The following is a 20,150-nucleotide window of genomic DNA, read 5'->3' as shown; positions in this document are numbered from 1 at the left end:
TGCGCTTGCGGCCAGACCCGCCACGGTCATGACCGGCGGCCACACTGTGACCGAACTCAAGGACCCGACAACAATGCGCAAATGGCTGGGCCGGCTGCTGCTGGCAATCGTGGTATTGGCCGTGGCGGCCCTGTTGGCCGTGTACCTGCTGATGCGTGGCAGCCTGCCGCAGCTGGACGGCAACAGCGCACTGACGGGCCTGGCGGCACCGGTCAGCGTGCAACGCGACCGGCGTGGCGTGGTCACCATCGATGCGGCCAGCCAGGTCGATGCCATGCGCGCACTCGGCTATGTGCATGCGCAGGAGCGCTACTTCGAGATGGACCTGATGCGCCGCGCACCGGCCGGCGAGTTGTCCGAGCTGTTCGGCGCCGCGGCGCTGGACCTGGACAAGCGCAATCGCGTGCACCGGCTGCGCGCCCGCGTGCAGGCCAGCCTGGATATCGCCGCCGGTAGCCAGCGCGCGGCGCTGCAGGCCTATACCGAGGGCGTCAATGCCGGGCTGGCCGCCCTGCGCGTGCGCCCGTGGCCGTACCTGTTGCTGCGGCAGACGCCGCGGCCGTGGACGCTGGACGACTCCATCCTCACCGGCATGGCGATGTATGCCGACCTGCAGGACAACGACAACCAGACCGAACTGGCAGCCGCACGCATCCGCGCGGTGGTGCCAGCGGCGCTGGCGGCCTTGCTCGATCATCAAGGTTCCAGCTGGGATGCCCCGCTGCTCGGCGCCGCGCAAGGCGATGCCGTGCTGCCCGATGCCGCCGCACTGGACCTGCGCCGCCTGCCGCATCCGGCCGCCGCGCCCGGCGCCGAGCCGCCGACGCCGGGCAGCAACAACTTCGCCGTGGACGGCAGCCTCACCAGCGACGGCCGCGCCATCGTCGCCGACGACATGCACCTGGGCCTGCGCGCGCCCAACATCTGGTTCCGTGCACGCCTGCGTTACCCGGACACCGGCGCGCCCAACGGCAAGGTGGATGTCACCGGCTTCACCCTGCCCGGTTTGCCGGCGGTGGTGGTCGGCAGCAATGGGCATGTGGCCTGGGCCTTCACCAACAGCTATATCGACACCGCCGACTTTGCGCGGATTGCGCCGGCCACGCCGGGCCATCCGCAGGCGCTCACCACCCATGTCGAAACGATTCGCGTGGCCGGCGCCGCACCGGTGCGTTTTGCGGTCCGCGAGAGTGCGTGGGGACCGATCCTGCACGACAACCCCGATGGCAGCGTGCTCGCGCTGCGCTGGGCCGCGCAGCTGCCCGGCGCGATCCGCCTGGACTTTGCGCAGATGAGCACCGCGGCCGATCTGCAGGCCGCCTTTGCCGTGGCGGATCGTTCGGGCATTCCGGCACAGAATCTGTTGCTGGCCGATCGCAGCGGGCGCATCGCCTGGCGGTTGATCGGCGCGCGCCCGGTGCGCAATGCCGGGTGTGGCCCGAGCGGCATCGCCGAACTGGCGGGTTCGGCGCAGCACGCGGACGCGGCATTGCCGTCGGCTGCGGTCACCACAGCCTCGGCACCCGCGCCGACCGGCTGCCTGCCCTGGCCGGTGCGCAGCGACGACGCCCCCGCGCTGATCGATCCCCCCTCGCACCGGCTCTGGACCGCCAACAGCCGCGTCGTCGATGCGCAGCAATTGGCCAAGCTCGGCAATGCCGGCTACGACCTGGGCGCGCGTGCGCAGCAGATCCGCGACGACTTGTTCGCCAGGCAGCGTTTCAACGAACTGGATCTGCTCGCCATCCAGCTCGACGATCGCGCCGTGCTGCTCACGCGCTGGTGGCAATTGTTGCGCAGCGTGGTCGAACACAGCCAGGACCCGGCCTTGCAGCAGATCGAAGCCGCCACACGGCAGTGGGACGGGCACGCCTCCACCCGCTCGGCCAGCTATCGCATCGTGCGCGGCTTTCGCGGCATGACCATCGACGCAGTGGAAGCCGGCCTGCTGGCCCCGGCAAAAGCCGCGCTTGGCAAGGACTTTTTACCGCCGCGTCGCGCGCAACTGGAAGGCATCGTCTGGCCATTGCTGCAGCAACGCCCGGCGCATCTGCTGCCGCCGACCTATGCGAACTGGGACCAGTTGCTTGCCGAAGCGGCACGCAACGCGCAGGCGGAGCTCGCTGCGCAGGACGGCGCCTCGCCGGATAGCCCCTTGAGTGAACGCAGCTGGGGCGAACGCAATACCGCTGCCATCTGTCACCCGATCGCGCGGGCATTGCCTGCGCTCGCCAGGCGCTGGCTGTGCATGCCGCCCGACCAGCTGCCCGGCGATCGCGACATGCCGCGCGTGCAAGGCCCGGCCTTCGGCGCCTCCGAACGCATGGTGGTGTCGCCCGGCCACGAGCAGGACGGCATCGTGCACATGCCGGGCGGCCAGAGCGGACATCCGTTGTCGCCGTTCTGGGGCGCGGGGCACGAGGATTGGGTGCACGGGCGGCCGACCCCCTTCCTGCCGACCGCTACCCGCTACACGCTGCAACTGCAGCCGAAGTAGGCACGAGGCTTCGCGCGGGCCCTCATCCGCCCTTCGGGCACCTTCTCCCGGAGGGAGAAGGACAGCGACGAGCACCTCTCCGGGAGGGGAGAAGGACAGCCGCGAGCACCTCTCCGGGAAGGGAGAAGGACAGCCGCAAGCACATCTCCGGGAGTGGAGAAGGACAGCCGCGAGCACATCTCCGGGAGGGAGTAGGACAGCCGCGAACCCCTCTCGTCGGGAAAGGGGTCCGGGTGAGGGTACGGGCACACGCCGTGCGACCGAGGGCATTGCGCGTCCCGGTACTTGCAGATCTCAGACCGCAGCTCGCGCCTCGCATGCCGCATGCCGCATGCGGCGCCGCGCACCTCGCACCTCGCATGCGTACGCGCACGCCGCAGTCTGTGCCGCAACGCCTACCCGCCGACCTGCGCAATCAAGCGAGCACAACATGCTAAGATGCATTTGATAACCATTCCCATTAGTGACCAATGCGCCCCACGCTCCTTGTCACCGCGCTCGCCGCCGCCTTCGCTCTGCCCTCGCCCCGCGCCTTCGCTCAACAACACGGCAGCACCTCGGCAACCGTCACCGACCTGGATGGCGTCGAGGTCGTCGGCCGTGCGCAGACGCTGTACAAATCCGACGACGCCGCAGTGGCCACACGCACCGACACGCCGTTGGCGCTGGTTCCGCAGTCGGTCCAGGTACTGCCGCGCGAACTGATCGACGACCAGGCCGCACGCCAGATCACCGACCTGTATCGCAGCATCAGCGGCATCAGCTTCTTCAGCTATGCCGGCGTCACCCTGCGCGGATTCCGCCAGGAAAACGTGCTGTACGACGGATTGCGCGGCGATCCGTATGCCGGCTTCTCGGTGCCGCAGTTGTTCAATATCGAACGCGTGGAAGTGCTCAAGGGTCCGGCCGGTGCGCTGTACGGTGGCGGCGAACCCGGCGGCGTCATCAATTATGTCACCCGCAAGCCCGGCCATCAGGCCGCGCGTCGGGTGGAGCTGCAGGCGGGCAATCAATCCTTCGGAGCCGCCTCGTTCGAAGCTACCGGGCCGGCACGCGACGACGGACGCATTCGCTACCGCATCGGCGCCTATGCCGATGGCGAGGACGGTTTTCGCCGCAACACCGATAGCCAGAGCCAGATCGGCGATGCGTCGGTGGCGTTCGATATCGGCCAGACCGGCGAGCTCACCTTGCAGTACACCGACATCACCCAGAACCTGGGCGGCAATCGCCTGCGTGGCGTGCCGGTGGATGACGACGGCAACTTCCTCACCGACCGGCGCTGGAACCACAACGAACCCACCGATTTCCTCGACATGCGCGCCAAGGTCGCATTCGCGCAGTACCGCTTCGCGCCGTCGGATGCGTGGCACGTGGACATGGCGCTGCGCTGGTTCAAGAACGACGAGCACCAGATCTATCACGAGCCGATGGGCCTGATCGACCGCGATGGCGACGGCACCGCCGAATGGATGACGCGGCAGTTGCGCAATCAATTCCGCGACAACGATGCGATCTCCAGCAACGTCAACGCCGTGTTCCGCACCCGCATCGGCGCGATCGAGCACAAGCTGCTGATGGGCGCGGACTACTATCGGCTGGATGCGGATTTCCGCGCGCAGACCGCCAACACCGCCGACACCGGCCGCGTGCGCGGGCCGGTGCCGGGTATCGATCTGTTCAACCCGGTGTACGGGCGCAGCGGCTTTTACGACTACGCTCTGGACAGCCTGCCCTGGCGCGCCACCAGCACGCGCAGCCAGCGCTACGGCGCGTATCTGCAGGACGAACTCACGCTGACGCCGCGCTGGTTTGCGATGGCCGGACTGCGTTGGGACGGCTTCAAGGACGACAACCGGCTGGACGGCTCGCGCGTCACCGGCAACGATCTCAGCTGGCGTGTGGGCAGCACCTTCGTGCTGCGCGATGGCATCAACGCGTACGCCAGTTATGCCAGCGGCTTCCTGCCGCAGGATGCGGCCAATCAGGACAGCAGCGTCGGTGGCCCGTTCGATCCCGAGCGCAGCACGCAGTGGGAAGTAGGCCTGAAGACCGCGCTCAACGACGGCGGGCTGACGCTCAACACCGCGCTGTATCGCATCGAACGCAGCAACATCGTGCAGGCCGACGGCAGCGTCGTCGCTGGGGTCAATCAACTCGCCGCGCTCGGCCTGGTGCGCAGCGAAGGCCTGGAAGTGGACCTGCTGGCCGACCTCACCGAGCGTTGGGTGCTCAACCTGACCTATGCCTACAACGATGCGCGCGTGCTGGATGCGGGCACCAACGGCATTACCAACGCGTCCGGCGACCGCTTCGCCAATGCACCGCGCAACACCTTCGGCCTGTGGACGCGCTACGACCTGCCGGCCTGGAACTCGGCAATTGCCTTCGGTGCCGACTACGTGGGCGAGCGGGTCAGCCTGGAAGGCCAGCGCGTCAAGCCGTATGCCATCTTCGACATCAGCTGGCAGACGCAGTGGGATGCCTGGAAGCTGCAGGTCAACGTCAAGAACCTGTTCGACAAGGTGTACGCCGTCAGCGGGTTCACTGAGCGCACCGGCCACTTTCCTGGCGAACCGCGCCGCATCTACGCGCAGCTGGCTTACGATTTCTGAGCAGGGCGAACGCGCGTCTGTGCAGGTCTCGAACGTTGCCCAAGTGTGACGTTCGTCGGCCACCGCATGCACGATTGCGGCCTCGACCACGAAAGTGCAATGAACCTGCGCCGAATCAGGCCGGCCGGAATCAGCCAGACTTTAACGTCCGGTGGGACACACTAGAGGCCGTCGCGATCTGGAAGTGTTTCCACACGATCGCCCGCTTCCCCCCACTGACCGGAATCCGCATGCCTCAGCTTGCCCGCTCCGTTTCCGCCCTGTTGCCCCTGCTCGTTGCCACTGCCTGCTCGGCAGCGCCGCCCGCCAAGTCCGGCCCACCAGACGCGCCGGTCGCGGCCTGCACCGCCAAGCTGCGCCCCGGGCAGGATCTGCAAAAAGCCATCGACAAGCTTCCGCAAAGCGATACGCGTGCGGTGTTGTGCCTGGAAAAAGGCGAATTTCCGCTCAATGGCCTGGTCTCGATCCACCGCGGCAATCTCACCTTGCGTGGCACGGGTCCGACCACGGTGCTGCGCATGGCCGATGGCGTGCAGCAACCGGCGCTGGTGGTCGGCGACTACGAAAACCAGCAGCCCACCGGCGTAATCCGCAATGTCAGCATCGAGGACATGCAGATCGTCGCCAGCACCGGCGACAAGGAATTCATGCCCGAGCGCCCGTACCTGAGCAATAGCGCGGTGGTCGTGCGTTCCGGCCAGGGGATTCGCCTGGCCGGCCTGCAGGTCAACAAGTGCCGCAGCGCCTGCCTGCTGAGCGAGTACGACACGCGCGAGATCACCATCGAAAACAATGATGTCTCCGGCGCGATCTGGGACGGGGTGTCGTTCAACCGCACCGCCAAGGTCACGATGGTCAACAACTACATCCACGACAACGTGGCCGCAGGCCTGACCACCGAACATCTGGAAGACAGCGAGATCCGCAACAACCGCTTCGAGCGCAACGGCAGCCAGGGTATCTATCTGTCCGACGCGCGCCGCAACCGCTTCAGCAACAATCAGTTCGACGGCAACAAGGTCGCCGGCGTCTTCCTGGCCTGCGCCATCCGCTATCGCACGCCGGAAATCCTGTGCTGGGACAACAGCATGAGCCAGGACAACGTGTTCGAGAACAACCGCTTCTCCAATACGCCGTTCACCTACACCATCGGTGTGGACCGCGCTGCCAACTGCACTGCGGCCGACTTCAAGCCGAATCTGTGGCGCAACAACCAGGCCGATGTGGCCGGTGTGGATATCGAGCCGCAGCGCTACGGCTACTGCGTGCGCCACGAGTGAGCGCAGCAGCGGCCGGCAGCGCGTGCGCGCATGCCGGCCGCTGCAGTTGCAACTTGGGATGCAGCAGCGTTACGACGCCAACGCCTGTTCGTGCACGCCGGCAATTGCACGGCCGGAGGGATCGGCCATCGCGGCGAAGCTGGCATCCCAGGCGATCGCGGTCGGCGACGAACACGCGATCGACTTGCCGCCCGGCACCGTCTCCGCAGCCGCCTGGCTGGGGAAGAACTGTTCGAACAGCGTGCGATAGAAATACGCTTCCTTGGTCTGCGGCGGATTGACCGGAAAACGCCTGGAAGCGGCAGCCAGCTCGCGGTCGCTCACCTGCGCGGCGGCATGTGCCTTGAGTCCATCGATCCAGCCATAGCCCACGCCATCGCTGAACTGCTCCTTCTGCCGCCACAGGATCGATTCGGGCAGATACCCGGAAAACGCCTCGCGCAACACGCCTTTTTCCATCCGCGTGGCGCCGCTGCTGGTCTTGTCGATCATCTTGAAGCTGGCGTCCATGCGCATGGCCACGTCCAGGAACTCGCGATCCAGGAACGGCACGCGCGGCTCCACGCCCCAGGCCATCATCGACTTGTTGGCGCGCAGGCAATCGTAGTTGTTGAGCGCATCCAGCTTGCGTACCAGTTCCTCATGGAATTCGCGCGCGTTCGGTGCCTTGTGGAAATACAGATAGCCACCGAAGATCTCGTCGCTGCCTTCGCCCGACAGCACCATCTTCACGCCCATCGCCTTGATGCGGCGCGCCAGCAGGAACATCGGCGTGGAGGCGCGAATGGTGGTGACGTCGTAGGTCTCGATATGGCGGATCACCTCGGGCAGCGCATCCAGGCCTTCTTCGAAGCTGTACTCGAAGCCGTGATGCACGGTGCCCAGCGCGGCGGCGGCGACTTCGGCAGCGGCCAGGTCCGGCGAGCCTTTCAAGCCGATCGCGAACGAATGCAGGCGCGGCCACCAGGCTTCGGTGGTGTCGTTCTCTTCGATGCGATGGCGCGCGTAGCGTGCGGCGACCGCGGCGACCAACGAAGAATCCAGCCCGCCGGACAGCAGCACGCCATACGGCACGTCGGTCATCAACTGACGATGCACCGCGCGCTCGAAGGCCTCGCGCAATTCCTGCAACTGCACCTGCACGCCTTCCACCTCGGCGTATTCACGCCAGGCGCGCTCGTAATAGCGACTCAATGCGCCGGTGGCACTGTCGTACCAGTGACCCGGCGGGAACTGCGCCGCATCGGCGCAATCGTCCACCAGCGACTTCAGTTCCGAGGCCACCCGCAGCCGGCCCTCGCGATCGTGGCCCCAGTACAGCGGCACCACGCCGATCGGATCGCGCGCGATGATCACCCGCCCGGCTGCCTTGTCCCATAGCGCGAACGCGAAGATGCCGTTGAGGCGGTTGAGGTAGGAGGCCGGCGCATCCTCGCGGTACAGCGCGTTGATCACCTCGCAATCGGAGCCGGTCTGGAAGGCGTACGGCTGCACCAGTTCCTGCCTGAGCTCGCGATGGTTGTAGATCTCGCCATTCACCGCCAGCGCAAGCGCGCCATCGTCGGACAACAAGGGCTGCGAGCCGCCGGCCGGGTCGACGATGGCCAGGCGCTCGTGCACCAGGATCGCGCCGGTGTCGACATACACCCCGCTCCAGTCGGGTCCGCGATGGCGCTGCCGCTGCGAACATTCCAGTGCCTGCCGGCGCAAAGCCTGCAGATCGTCACCGGGTTGCAGACCGAAAATACCGAAGATGGAACACATGGAAACACTCCTGGATGAAACTGCGGGGGTTGGCGGCCGGTGGAAAGCGTGCTGCAGGAAGTGACGCCCATAAAAAAACCCGCATCGGCCGATGCGGGTTCTCTGATTCCTGGGCGTTTGGTGGACGTCGCCTAGTCGCAGACCCGCATCGGCCGCGCACGATTGTTCGCGCGCAGCGTGTTGCGGTTGGCGTTATTGAGGTTGGCGAGCTGGAAGACCATGTGACCGACGCTAACCGTTCGTTTTCGCGGGCGCAACTGTTTCAGCAGCAACGAGGGCGGCAGCCAGGCAGTTCAATCGACCAGCAGCCGCTCGATCAGGCTGCGGTACAGCGCCGGCAAGGCCTGCAGATCGGCCACGCGCACATGCTCGTCGACCTGATGGATGCTGGCGTTGACCGGGCCGACTTCGATGCATTGCGCGCCCAACGGTGCAATGAAGCGTGCATCCGAAGTACCTCCGCCGGTGCTTTCTTCCGGGGGCGCGCCGGCAAACTGGCCCAGCACCTCACGTGCGACGCTGCGCAGGCGCCCTTCCGGGGTATAGAACGGCTCGCCGCTGCGATGCCAGCGCAGCGCATAGTCCAGCCTGTGGCGATCCAGCAATGCGACGATCTCCGCTTCCAGCCGCGGCGCATCCCACAGCGGGGTGTAGCGCAGATTGAAGGCCACCTGCAGCTCGCCCGGAATCACGTTATTGGCGCCGGTGCCGGCATGGATGTTGGAAATTTGCAGGCTGGTCGGCGGAAAACTCTCGAAGCCCTCGTCCCACTGCCGTGCCACCAGCTCGGCCAATGCCGGCGCGGCCAGATGGATCGGATTGCGCGCCTTGTGAGGATACGCCACATGCCCCTGCACGCCTTTCACCGTCAGCGTGCCGGACAGACTGCCGCGGCGGCCCACGCGCAGCAGGTCGCCCAGCCGTTCGGTGGATGACGGCTCGCCGGTGATGCACCAGTCGATCGCCTGCCCGCGCGTGCGCAACAGCTCGGCCACGCGCCGCACGCCATCGATGGCATCGCCTTCCTCATCGGAAGTCAGCAACACCGCCAGCGTACCGGCGTGCTGCGGATGGGCGGCGACGACCTGTTCGGCGGCGACCGCGAAGGCGGCCACGCTGCCCTTCATGTCGGCCGTGCCGCGCCCGTACAGCACACCGTCGCGGATCTGCGGATCGAACGGATCGCTGGTCCAGGCCTCGCGCGGGCCCGGCGGCACCACATCGGTGTGCCCGAGCAGCACCAGCACCGGCGCACCGCTGCCATGCGTGGCCCACAGATTGTCGACCTCGCCCAGGCGCAGATGCTCGCAAGTGAATCCGGCGGCCTCCAGGCGTTGCGCAATCAGCGCCTGGCAGCCGGCATCGTCCGGTGTCACCGAGGCGCGTGCGATCAGCTCACAGGTCAGTTGCAGTACGTCACTGGTCATGCTCGTCCTTCCGATAAAAAGATGCATCCGGGCCGTCGCAGCAGCAGGCAGCTGGCCTTCCACGCGCCCGCCACGGACACATATGCGCGAGCCGATGACGCGATGGCGCCATCAGGCGATGTTGAACCTGGCCTTGAAGCCGTTGTCGGAGAAGCCCTGACTGAACGCACCATCGTCGCTCACCACCACCGGGCGGCGGATCAATTGCGGGTATTCGCGCAGCAGCAGCTTCCATTCGGCGTCCGAACCCGGCGTCTTCTTGTTGTCGGGCAGCTGCCGCCAGGTGGTAGAGGACTTGTTGATCATCGCCTCGAATCCGCCGGCCTTGCCGGCCCAGTCCAGCAGCGTCTCCGGCGCGGGTGCGTGCTCGCGGTAATCGACGAAGGTGTAGGCCACGCCGAAGCGGTCCAGCCACCTGGTCGCCTTCTTGCAGGTGTCGCAGTTCTTCAATCCGTAGAGCGTGGTCATCTCGTCTCCTTCTCGACCCCGCGGCGCGCGTTTGCACGCGCCCACAGGGGGGTTACCAGTTGATCGTGTTCCTGCCCGGGTGCGGGCAGGAACACCACATCGGCGCGTGTGCCGTGGAATCTGAGCGCCATCCGCCGTGGCGGAATCAGCCATGCGGCATCGACCGAGCGCAACTCGGCAAGATCCACGCGCTGCGAGCGTCCATGCTGGACGATCACCAGTGCATCGCCCGCATCGCGGACCTGCGCCCAGCGGGTGGATGCCCATGCCAGACGCAGCGTCATCAGCACCACCAGTGCAGGCGCCAGCCAACGCAGGACCTCCAGCTGCTGCGGCACGCCATCGCGCACCAGCGCGCCGGCCACGTAGAGCGCTACCCATCCCAACCACATGGCCGGGACGCCCCAACGGATCCAGCCACTGGCCGGACGCGACAGCATAGCGCCGAGCACCGGCTGCGCGCTACTCAATCGGCCAGACCTCGCAGCAGCTCGTTGACGCTGGTCTTGCTGCGCGTCTTGGCATCCACCTGCTTGACGATCACCGCGCAATACAGCGAGTGCGAGCCGTCCTTCGACGGCAGCTGGCCGGACACCACCACGCTGTAAGGCGGCACGTAACCGTAGGAAATCTCGCCGGTGGCGCGGTTGTAGATGCGTGTGCTCTGGCCGATGAACACGCCCATGCCGATCACGCTGTGGTGACCGATCACCACGCCTTCGACCACTTCCGAACGCGCACCGATGAAGCAATGATCTTCGATGATGGTCGGGCTGGCCTGCAGCGGTTCGAGCACGCCGCCGATGCCGGCGCCACCGGACAGGTGGCAATGCGCGCCGATCTGCGCGCACGACCCCACCGTGGCCCAGGTATCGACCATGGTGCCTTCGCCCACATAGGCGCCGATGTTGGTGAAGCTCGGCATCAGCACCACGTCCTTGCCGAAGTAGCTGCCGCGCCGCGCCACCGCGCCCGGCACCACGCGCACGCCGGCCTTGCGGAACTCGGCCTCGCCGAAGCCGGCAAAACGCGACTCCACCTTGTCCCAGAACGGCGCCGGCTGCGCGTCGATCACCGCCATCTCGTTGACGCGGAAATACAGCAGCACGGCTTTCTTCAACCATTCGTTGACGGTCCAGCCGCCCTTCCCGTCCGGCTCGGCAACGCGGAACTCGCCGCGCTCCAGGCCGTCGATGACGCGGGTGACGATGGCGCGGGTGGAGCCGTCGATCTCATCGATGGTCAGGCTGGCGCGGCGCTCGAACGCACTCTCGATGCCGAACCTGAGTTCGTCATTGCCCACCTGCGTTGCAGCACCCTGCACCGCCTTTTCGGCGATCGGCAGTTTCTTTGCAGCGGCAGCCTTCTTGGCAGCTGGTGCCGACACCACGCTGGTCGGCTGCTTGGCCACGCGCGGGGCCGCACTGGCGGCCGGCTTGGCCGCGCCTTTCTTGGCAACGCTTTTCTTGACGACACGTTTGCCGGCGCCAACGGCCTTGCCGGCCGCCGCGGTGACCTTGGTCTTGTCGACGGCCGGTGCCTGACGCGCCTTGCCGCTGTCGCGCGTGACGCGCTTGGGCGCTGCGCTGGTGGTGGTCGCGCCCTGCTTGCGCGTGGTCTTCTTGCTGGTGGCCATGGGGGTCTCCGAACGGACTGACGGACTACTAGGTGGGATCGAGGCAGGCGCACAGCGCATCGCGCAGCGCCTGCCGTGCGGATTCGGGCAACGGGCGGTCGTGCTCGTCGGTGATCTGGAACTGGTCTTCGGCACGCTCGCCGAAGGTGGCGATGCGCGCATCGTGCACACGCAGGTGTTGCAGGCGCAGCACGTTGGCCACATCGGCCAGCAAGCCGGGGCGATCGGGCGCCACCAGGCTGATGCGGGTACGGCGGCCACCGGCGCTTTCGCTGAATTCCACGCGCGGCGCAAAGCGGAAGTGGCGCAGCTGGCGCGGCACCGCCCGCCGCGAGGGCCGCACCTTGTGCAGGTCGCCGGCCAGCACCTGGCGCAAGGCCGCAGCCAGACGCTGCGGGTCGCCATCGGCGGAGCTGTCCTGCGGCAGCACCTCGAACACGTCGAGGATCGCATCGTGCGGCGCGTCCAGCACGCGGGCGCGATGGATGCCGTAGCCCTTGCGATCCAGCGTGGCGACGATCGCCGAGAACAGGCCATCGCGATCGGGCGAATACACGAACACTTCCAGCGCGTCGTTGTCCGGCACCGCGCGACGCGCCTTGACCAGGGTCTGCCCGATCTGCACTTCGATCAGCGAGACCGCCTGCCAGGCCAGTTGCTCGGGACGGAAGCGCAGGAAGTTTTCATCCGGCATGCCGGCAAACTGGCGGTCGATGGTGGCATCGTCGTGGCCTTGCGCCTGCATCAGCGCGCGTGCGGACTCGCGCGCTTCGCGCAGGCGCTCCTCGCGCGGCGGCGGATGTTCCAGGCCCTCGCGCAGCGCGCGCCGCGCGGCGAAGTACAGGTCGGCCAGCAGCCGGTCCTTCCACGCGTTCCACAATTTGGGGCTGGTGCCGGCGATATCGGCGCAGGTCAGCAGATACAGATAATCCAGGCGCTCGCGCGTGCCGACTAGGGTGGCAAAACGATGGATCACCTCCGGGTCGGAGATGTCCTGCTTCTGCGCGGTCACCGACATGCGCAGGTGCTGCTCCACCAGCCAGGCCACCAGCGCGGTATCGCCGTCGCTGAGCCGATGCGCCTGGCAGAACGCGCGCGCATCCACCGCGCCCAGCTCGGAATGGTCGCCGCCACGGCCCTTGGCGATATCGTGGAACAGGCCGGCCAGCAGCAGCAATTCCGGCTTGCGCAGGCGCGGCCAGACTTCGTGGGTGATCGAAAAACGCTCGTCGGCGCGACCGGCGGCGAACAACGCGATGTTCCGCAGCACCATCAAGGTGTGCTGGTCCACCGTGTAGACATGGAACAGGTCGAACTGCATGCGCCCGGACACGCTGGCGAATGCCGGAATCCACTGGCCCAGCACGCCCAGGCGCGCCATGCGGTTGAGCGACTCCACCGCCCGCGGGCCGCGCAGCAGCGCCATGAAGCGGTCGCGCGCGGTCGCATCGGCCACGTCGTAGGCCGGCAACTCGCGCAGCACCTCGGCCAGCGCGCGCGCCGTCAGGGAATGCAGCCCACGCACCTCGCGGTGCGCCGCCCACTGCGCGAACAGCGCAAAGACCTGCAGCACATCGCCGGCCGGCCAGTCCTCCGCATCCGCGGCCAGATAGCCGCGACGCAGACTGAAGCCCTCGCCGAGCGGCTCCGGCACCGCTTCGCCATCGAATTGTTCTTCGAAGCGCTGCAGCAAGCGGTCACTGATGCGGCGGATCAACGCAGCGCTGCGGTAGAAGCGCTGCATCATCTTTTCCACGCCCAGGCTCTCCGGGTCGTCGGCAAAGCCCAGCCGCTGGGCAAGCGTCTTCTGGTAATCGAACCCCAGCCGCTCTTCCGGCCGTTTGGCGACCAGATGCAGGCCGAAGCGCAAGCGCGCCAGCTCCTCGCGTTCGCGCCGCAGCGCTGCGGCCTCGTCGAAGCCGACATGGCCGAGCCCGACCAGCGCTTCCAGATCCTTGACCCCGAACGCGCGCAGCGCCATCCAGCCCAGTGTCTGCAGGTCGCGCAGACCACCGGGGCCGTCCTTGATATCCGGTTCGAGATTGTCGGCGGTATCGCCGAAGCGCTGGTGCCGCGCCAGCAGCTCTTCGCGCTTGGCCTGGAAGAATTCGCGCGCCGGCCACACCTGTTGCGGCGAAATCGCGGCCGCCAGGGCCGCACGCGCCTGGCTGCCGGCCACCAGCGGGCGCGACTCGATCAAGGCGGTCAGCACTGTCTGATCGGCGGCCGCGACGGTGCACTGCGCCGGCGAGCGCACCGCGTGGCTGATCGGCAGGCCCACATCCCACAGCAAGGCAAACAACCGCGCCAGGGCCTGCTCGTGCTGTTGCTGCACGCCGGTCTCGCCCAGCACCAGCACATCCACGTCCGACCGCGGGAACAGTTCGCCGCGCCCGTAGCCACCGACCGCATGCAACGACAGTTCGGCATCGGCCGGGATGCAGCGCGTCCACGCATTGCGCATCAATTGATCGACCGCGCGTGCGCGCAAGGCCACCAGGCGCTCGATCGGCTCGCCCTGGTCGAAGCGCTTGCACAGCCGCATGTCGGCGTGCACCAGCAGCGGGCGCGCCTGCGCGGCCCACTCGGCATCGCCGGCGGCACCCGGGTCGGGTCGGTCCGCCGGCGTGGCCGTCATACCGGCGCGGGAGCGTTCGGCGACAGCGTCAGCACATCCACGCCGTCTTCGGTCACCGCGACCATGTGTTCCCACTGGGCGGACAACTTGCGGTCCTTGGTCACTACGGTCCAGCCGTCCGGCAGCGTCTTATGGTGGTAGGTGCCTTCGTTGATCATCGGTTCGATGGTGAAGGTCATGCCGGGCTTGAGCACCAGGCCTTCGCCGGGGCGGCCGTAATGCATCACCTGCGGCTCGTCGTGGTAGACCTTGCCGATGCCGTGGCCGCAGTAGTCGCGCACCACGCTGAAGCGCTCAGCCTCGGCAAACTTCTGGATCGCGTGACCGACATCGCCCAGCGTCGCGCCCGGCTTGACCGCGCGGATGCCGCGCCACATCGCTTCGTAGGTGGTTTCCACCAACCGCTTGGCCATCACCGATGGCGTGCCGACGTAGTACATGCGGCTGGTGTCGCCGTGCCAGCCATCCTTGATGACGGTGACATCGATATTGACGATGTCGCCGTCCTTCAGGACCTTGGCCGCGCTCGGGATGCCGTGACAGATCACGTTGTTGACCGAGGTGCACACGCTCTTGGGAAAGCCGCGATAGCCGACATTGGCAGGAATGGTGCCCTGCACGTTGACGATGTGGTCATGGCAGATGCGGTCCAGCTCGGCCGTGGTCACGCCCGCCTGCACGTACGGAGCCACGACATCGAGCACCTCGGCGGCCAGACGGCCGGCGACGCGCATCAGTTCGATTTCTTCTTTGGTTTTCAGATTGACGCTCATGGCCAGGATTATCGCCGATTCGGGCTGAATCTGAACGGCCTGCGCGCGCGTTTTTGCGTTGCGGAGGCAGAACCGCAGAAACGGACGGGGCAGCAGGAAACTGGCGGCGCCACGTATTCATGTGTGACGCACTACCGCGCGCGTCAAAAAGCCTGTCAGCGGAGTCATCCGAAAGACATCGCACTTTCGGGAAAAACCCTGAGGTTAAACAGTGAGATAGCCAAATCATTCAGGGTAATCTTTGGCATAGCTGATGCATTGGGTCAGGGGCGACGAGTCGTCGCGTCACCAATGACCAGACCGGTCAAGGAAATGTCCATGCGTACTGTCCGCCCTGTCCTGCTGTCCCTTGGCCTGCTCTCGACCATTGGCGCTGCCACTGCAGCAGATACCACCACATTCAACGTCAAGATCGCCGTCACCAAGGCCTGCACCATCACCGCCGCCTCCGCGACGGACGTCGACTTCGGCTCGGTGTTGTCCACCTCCACCGCCAATGCCGACGCCAACGGCAGCGTGACCGCACAGTGCACCGCGCTGACCCCCTACAACATTGCGTTGAGCGCGGGCAGCAATGCCGGCACCGCCAACGACGTCACCACCCGCCGCATGAAGAACACCGATGCGCTGGTCACCACCAACAACTTCATCGCCTACCAGCTGTACCAGGATCTGGGCCGCAGCACGGTCTGGGGCAGCACCACCGGCACCAATACGCTGAGCCGCACCGCCACCGGCATCAACCAGGTCTATCCGGTCTACGGCCGCGTGACCAATCCGTCGGCCAACAATCCCGCCACCGGTACCTACCAAGACACCATCACCGCCACGATCGTCTATTGAGCGCGCGCATGCCATTGCACCACCCCCTGTCGTACCGGATGCCGGGCCGGCTGGTCACGGCCGGGCTGGCACTGATGCTGGCGCTTGGCAGCGGCTGGCCGCTGCAACCGGCCCATGCGGCCAGCCTGCAGCTGGCACCGACCTCGCTGACGCTGAACGCGCAGCAGTCCGCCGACGGGCTGTGGCTGAGCAACAGCGGCAGCGCGCCGGTGCAGGTACAGACCCGGGCCTATCGCTGGACCCAGCGCGACGGCAAGGATCAGCTGGACCCGACCCAGGAACTGCTGATCAGCCCGCCGATGCGCACGCTGGCCGCCGGCGAGCGCCAGCTGATCCGGGTCATTCGCGCCGGGCCCGCGCCCACCAGCGAGGAAGCCTGCTACCGCATCATCGTCGACGAATTGCCCAATGCCGATGCCGATCGCAAGGGCATGCAGTTCGTGCTGCGCTACTCGGTGCCGATCTTCCTGCTGCCGCCGGGCAAGACCGAATCCGCGCCGACCTTGAACACGCAGGTGATCGCCGGCAGCGACGGCACTGCGCAGATCCAGATCAGCAACACCGGCAATGGGCACGCCCAGGTCGCCGACCTGCAGCATCGGGTCGATGGCACGACCAAGACCGCATTGAACGGGCTGGTGGGCTATGTCCTGCCCGGCCAGACCATGCGCTGGTCACTGGGTGCACCGCTGGCCCAGTTCGGCCGCGGCACCATCATCGCAAGGATCAATGGTGAGGCGGACGAACGCACCTTGTTGGCAGCGCCGACAGCGCCGTGATGCGGGCCGGCTGGCGATGACGCTGCTTGCGACCGCCACCTGCCTGGCGCATGCCGGCTCCGGCGACCTGGCCGATATGGCGCCACTGCCCGATCAGGCCCCGCAGAGCGTGGCGGCCCTGCCGCAGACGCTGTACCTGGATGTCACCCTCAATCAGGCCGACCGCGGCCTGGCACCGTTCGAGCTGGTGGACGGTCACCTGCGCGGCTCGGTCGACACGCTGCGCAAGCTGGGCTTCATCCTGGCCGACCGCGCCGCCAACGAACTGGTCGACCTGGATCGCCTGCCCGACGTGGAAGTGCGCTACGACGCCGCGCTGCAACGGCTGGCGCTGCAGGTACCGCTGGCGCAGCTGTCGCTCTCCACCACGGTGCTGAAGGCCGAACAGGTCGCACCGCCCAGCGCCACCGCCTCGCCGGGCATGCTGCTCAACTACGACTTCTATGCCACGCGCAATGCCGGGGCCAGCAGCGTGTCGCTGGCGACCGAATTGCGCGGCTTCGGCATCGGCCGCGGCATGGTCGATACCACTGCGGTGTTCCTGGCCTACGACCGCCCGCAGGACCAGCGCTGGCGCAGCGAAGCGGTGCGCCTGGACAGCGCCTGGCAGATGGACTTCCCCGACAGCGCCACCAGCCTGACGGTCGGCGATTTCTACAGCGGCTTTGTCGACTGGAGCCGCTCGATCCGCCTGGGCGGGGTGCAGATCGGGCGCAATTACGCGTTGCAGCCGTATCGCGTACTGACCCCCACGCCAAGCTTCCTGGGCGAGGCGGTGGTGCCCTCGACCGTGGAGCTCTACGTCGATGGCCTGCGCCAGTACAGCGGCCAGGTGCCGGCCGGCCCGTTCCAGCTGGCCGCGCAACCAGGCATCAGCGGGACCGGACAGGCGCAGATCGTGGTGACCGATGCGTTCGGCCAGGTGCGCCGGCTGGACTTCGCGTTCTATGGCACGCCGCAACTGCTGGCGCGCGGCATTTCCGAGTGGTCGGCCGGCATCGGCCATCTGCGCCAGGACTACGGCGTGCGCTCGTTTTCCTACGCCTCGCGCACGGTCGCCAGCGCCACGCTGCGCAAAGGCCTGCGCGAAGACTTCACCATCGAGGCGCACGCCGAGGCCGGCGGCGGCGTGGTCAATGCCGGTGCGGGCGGTGTGTGGCTGCTCGGCGTCGGCGGCGTGGCCAACGCTGCCTATGCGCACAGCCGGATGGATGCGCTGCGCGGTGGCCAGTACCTGCTGGGCTATGCCTGGAACAACCGTCGCTTCAACGTCACCGCCGGTACCCAGCGCACCCACGGCGACTATCGCGACCTGGGCGCGCTGCAGGGCGCGTTGCCGGCGCGCATCAGCGACCGCGTGGCATTCGGCATCAACGTCAATCCGATCGGCTCGCTGGGCACCAGCTATGTGCGCCTGAGCTACCCGCAAGGCGACACCTCGCGTTACGCGAGCCTGTTCTGGTCGCGCAACTTCGGGCGCAACTGGGCGGCCAACCTGTCCGGCAACCAGAACCTGGATGTGCGCAGCGACCGCAGCCTGTACCTGTCGTTGTCGACCACGTTCGGCGAGTTGCGCCAGGCCAGCGCATCGATGCAGCGCAACGGCAACCGCACCGGCTTTGTGGCCGACCTCAGCCAGCCGCTACCCGGCGACGGCGATCTGGGCGGGATCGGCTGGCGCCTGCAGGGGCGGGCCGGCGACGATGCCAGCGGCGGCCTGGCCGAACTGGGGTGGTTGAACCGCATCGGCCGCTACAACCTCGGCGTCGCCAACCAGGATGGCAACAACTTCGGCTATGCCAGTGCCAGCGGCAGCCTGGTGTGGATGAACGGCCGCGGCTTTGCCGCGCGCGACATCCAGGATGCCTTCGCGGTGGTGTCCACCGACGGCCAGCCCGGCATTCCGGTGCGGCTGGAGAATCGCCTGATCGGCGTCACCGACGCCCGCGGGATGCTGCTGGTCACCCCGCTGCAGTCGTGGCAGCGCAACCAGTTGTCCATCGACACCCTGAACCTGCCGGCGGACCTGCGCGTGGACCGCGTCGATACCGCAGTGACACCGCGCCAGCAGTCCGGGGTGGCGGTGCGCTTCGGCATCACCCGGGTGCGCGCGGCCATGATCGTGCTGCACGACGCCCAGGGCGTGCCGTTGCCGGTCGGCAGCGTGGTGCAGCGCGAAGGCGATGCCGAACGCGTGGTGGTCGGCTACGACGGCGAAACCTATCTGGACAACCTGCAGATCGACAACCGCATCCTGGTCGAGCTGCCCGCTGGCCGCTGCAGCGCTCGGTTCACCTACCCGGCCAACCCCGGCGGCATTCCGCGGGTCGGCCCGCTGCCCTGCGTGCTCGAGCAGGAGACCCCATGAGCCTGCCCGCACCCTGGCGCCTGCTGCTCGCGCTGGCGATCGCCGTGTTGTGGCTTGCCCCCGGCCAGGACGCGCGCGCCGACACCACCTGCAGCGTCACCCTCGGCACCCCGCTGGCATTCGGCAATGTGGCGGCCAACGGCACCACCGATGCGGTGGCAACCCTCAATGTCACCTGCGCGACCGCCGCGCTCAGCGTGCTGGGCTATGCCCAGGTGAGTCTTTGCCTGGACCTTGGGGCGGGCAGCGGCAGCAACGGCCTGTATGCGCCGCGCCGCATGCTCAACCCCACCGGCGACAGCCTGGACTTCCAGATCTACAGCGAGGCCACGCGCACCCAGGTCTGGGGCTCCACCGGATCGACGACGCCTTCGCCGCGCCTGCTGACGCTGTCCTACGGCGTTCCGGTGATCACCGGCGGCTCGCAGACGACCACCCTCACCCTGTACGGGCGGATTCCGGCCAGCCAGACCCTGTCGGTCGGCAACCACACCAGCAGTTTCGGCGGCGCCGACACCGTGCTGCGCTACTCCTACAACGAGAGCATCATCGGCGTCCCGGCGGCGCCGAGCAGTTGCACGGCCGGCGGCAGCGGCGCCAAGACCGCCAGCAATGCGTTCCCCTTCACTGCCTCGGCCAACGTGCCGGCACGCTGCAATACCTACGTCACCACCGACCTGGATTTCGGCAGCATCGCCGGCACCATCGATACCGCCATCGATCGCACTTCCACCATCAGCCTGTCGTGCACCAACCGCACCGCCTGGAATATCGGGCTGGGCGATGGCATCAATGCCACCGGCAGCGTCCGGCGCATGCGCCATGCCAGCAGTGCCAACTACATCGCCTACGAGCTGTATCGGGACGCCGGCCGCGGCAACCGCTGGGGCACCAGCATCGGCGTCGATACGCTCAGCGGCACCGGCAACGGCGTCGCGCAGACGGTGACCGTCTATGGGCGTGCGCCGGCACCGCAGCAGCCCATTGCAGGGGCCTACAACGACACGGTGACGGTCTCCATCACTTACTGACAGTTAATAAAGTTCGCATCGGGGGCGTCGC

14 protein-coding genes are annotated in these 20,150 nt (G+C 67.2%); 7 read left to right on the top strand and 7 right to left on the bottom strand.

Annotation, left to right across the window (positions count from 1 at the left end; all coding sequences use genetic code 11):
• Positions 1-73: 73 nt before the first annotated feature.
• The 3 genes from EO141_RS05175 to hpaM all read left to right on the top strand — a co-directional run bounded on the left by EO141_RS05175 (position 74) and on the right by hpaM (position 6,392).
• On the top strand, positions 74-2,497 hold the full coding sequence (locus EO141_RS05175; RefSeq protein ID WP_206514780.1) for a penicillin acylase family protein: 2,424 nt from the start codon (positions 74-76) through the stop codon (positions 2,495-2,497).
• A gap of 470 nt (positions 2,498-2,967) precedes the next feature.
• Positions 2,968-5,112: a TonB-dependent receptor gene (locus tag EO141_RS05170; protein WP_127168675.1), complete on the top strand. Its 2,145-nt coding sequence runs from the start codon at positions 2,968-2,970 to the stop codon at positions 5,110-5,112.
• Positions 5,113-5,342: 230 nt separating this feature from the next.
• Positions 5,343-6,392, top strand: coding sequence for a type III secretion-associated outer membrane-bound protein HpaM (hpaM, locus tag EO141_RS05165; RefSeq protein ID WP_104583382.1), 1,050 nt, complete (start codon positions 5,343-5,345; stop codon positions 6,390-6,392).
• Between the two features lie 69 nt (positions 6,393-6,461).
• On the opposite strand, the gene asnB is transcribed toward hpaM, so the two are convergent.
• From asnB to map, 7 genes are all read right to left on the bottom strand, one after another.
• Positions 6,462-8,156, bottom strand: coding sequence for an asparagine synthase B (gene asnB, locus EO141_RS05160; protein WP_127168674.1), 1,695 nt, complete (start codon positions 8,154-8,156; stop codon positions 6,462-6,464).
• A 293-nt stretch (positions 8,157-8,449) separates the two neighbouring features.
• Positions 8,450-9,583 (bottom strand): succinyl-diaminopimelate desuccinylase, encoded by a 1,134-nt coding sequence (gene dapE, locus EO141_RS05155; RefSeq protein ID WP_127168673.1) that lies wholly within the window; start codon positions 9,581-9,583, stop codon positions 8,450-8,452.
• A gap of 111 nt (positions 9,584-9,694) precedes the next feature.
• A complete protein-coding gene (locus tag EO141_RS05150) occupies positions 9,695-10,051 on the bottom strand; it encodes an arsenate reductase (protein WP_127168672.1) in 357 nt (118 codons plus the stop codon).
• Entirely contained in the window at positions 10,048-10,521 is a 474-nt protein-coding gene (locus EO141_RS05145) for a hypothetical protein (RefSeq protein WP_127168671.1), read from the bottom strand. Before EO141_RS05145 ends, EO141_RS05150 begins: the two co-directional genes overlap by 4 nt.
• Complete coding sequence (gene dapD / locus EO141_RS05140; RefSeq protein WP_164739077.1) at positions 10,518-11,687, bottom strand: 2,3,4,5-tetrahydropyridine-2,6-dicarboxylate N-succinyltransferase; 1,170 nt, start codon at positions 11,685-11,687, stop codon at positions 10,518-10,520. The genes EO141_RS05145 and dapD overlap by 4 nt, the downstream gene beginning before the upstream one ends.
• Before the next feature lie 28 nt (positions 11,688-11,715).
• Complete coding sequence (locus tag EO141_RS05135; protein WP_127168670.1) at positions 11,716-14,325, bottom strand: [protein-PII] uridylyltransferase; 2,610 nt, start codon at positions 14,323-14,325, stop codon at positions 11,716-11,718.
• On the bottom strand, positions 14,322-15,098 hold the full coding sequence (gene map / locus EO141_RS05130) for a type I methionyl aminopeptidase (protein WP_039520326.1): 777 nt from the start codon (positions 15,096-15,098) through the stop codon (positions 14,322-14,324). The genes EO141_RS05135 and map overlap by 4 nt, the downstream gene beginning before the upstream one ends.
• A gap of 291 nt (positions 15,099-15,389) precedes the next feature.
• Here map and EO141_RS05125 point away from each other — a divergent pair, with 291 nt between their 5' ends.
• The 4 genes from EO141_RS05125 to EO141_RS05110 are packed head-to-tail and all read left to right on the top strand — an operon-like array spanning position 15,390 to position 20,119.
• Entirely contained in the window at positions 15,390-15,941 is a 552-nt protein-coding gene (locus tag EO141_RS05125) for a spore coat U domain-containing protein (RefSeq protein WP_104556086.1), read from the top strand.
• 8 nt (positions 15,942-15,949) lie between these two features.
• On the top strand, positions 15,950-16,720 hold the full coding sequence (locus tag EO141_RS05120) for a molecular chaperone (protein WP_115676602.1): 771 nt from the start codon (positions 15,950-15,952) through the stop codon (positions 16,718-16,720).
• A gap of 16 nt (positions 16,721-16,736) precedes the next feature.
• On the top strand, positions 16,737-19,088 hold the full coding sequence (locus EO141_RS05115) for a fimbria/pilus outer membrane usher protein (protein WP_127168669.1): 2,352 nt from the start codon (positions 16,737-16,739) through the stop codon (positions 19,086-19,088).
• Positions 19,085-20,119: a spore coat U domain-containing protein gene (locus EO141_RS05110; protein ID WP_164739075.1), complete on the top strand. Its 1,035-nt coding sequence runs from the start codon at positions 19,085-19,087 to the stop codon at positions 20,117-20,119. The genes EO141_RS05115 and EO141_RS05110 overlap by 4 nt, the downstream gene beginning before the upstream one ends.
• The last annotated feature ends 31 nt before the right edge of the window (positions 20,120-20,150 follow it).

Source organism: Xanthomonas sp. BRIP62415 (assembly GCF_003993515.1).
GTDB classification, from domain to species: domain Bacteria; phylum Pseudomonadota; class Gammaproteobacteria; order Xanthomonadales; family Xanthomonadaceae; genus Xanthomonas; species Xanthomonas euroxanthea.
The sequence above is the reverse complement of the archived record's forward strand: the minus strand, read 5'-3'. Positions and strand labels throughout refer to the sequence as shown.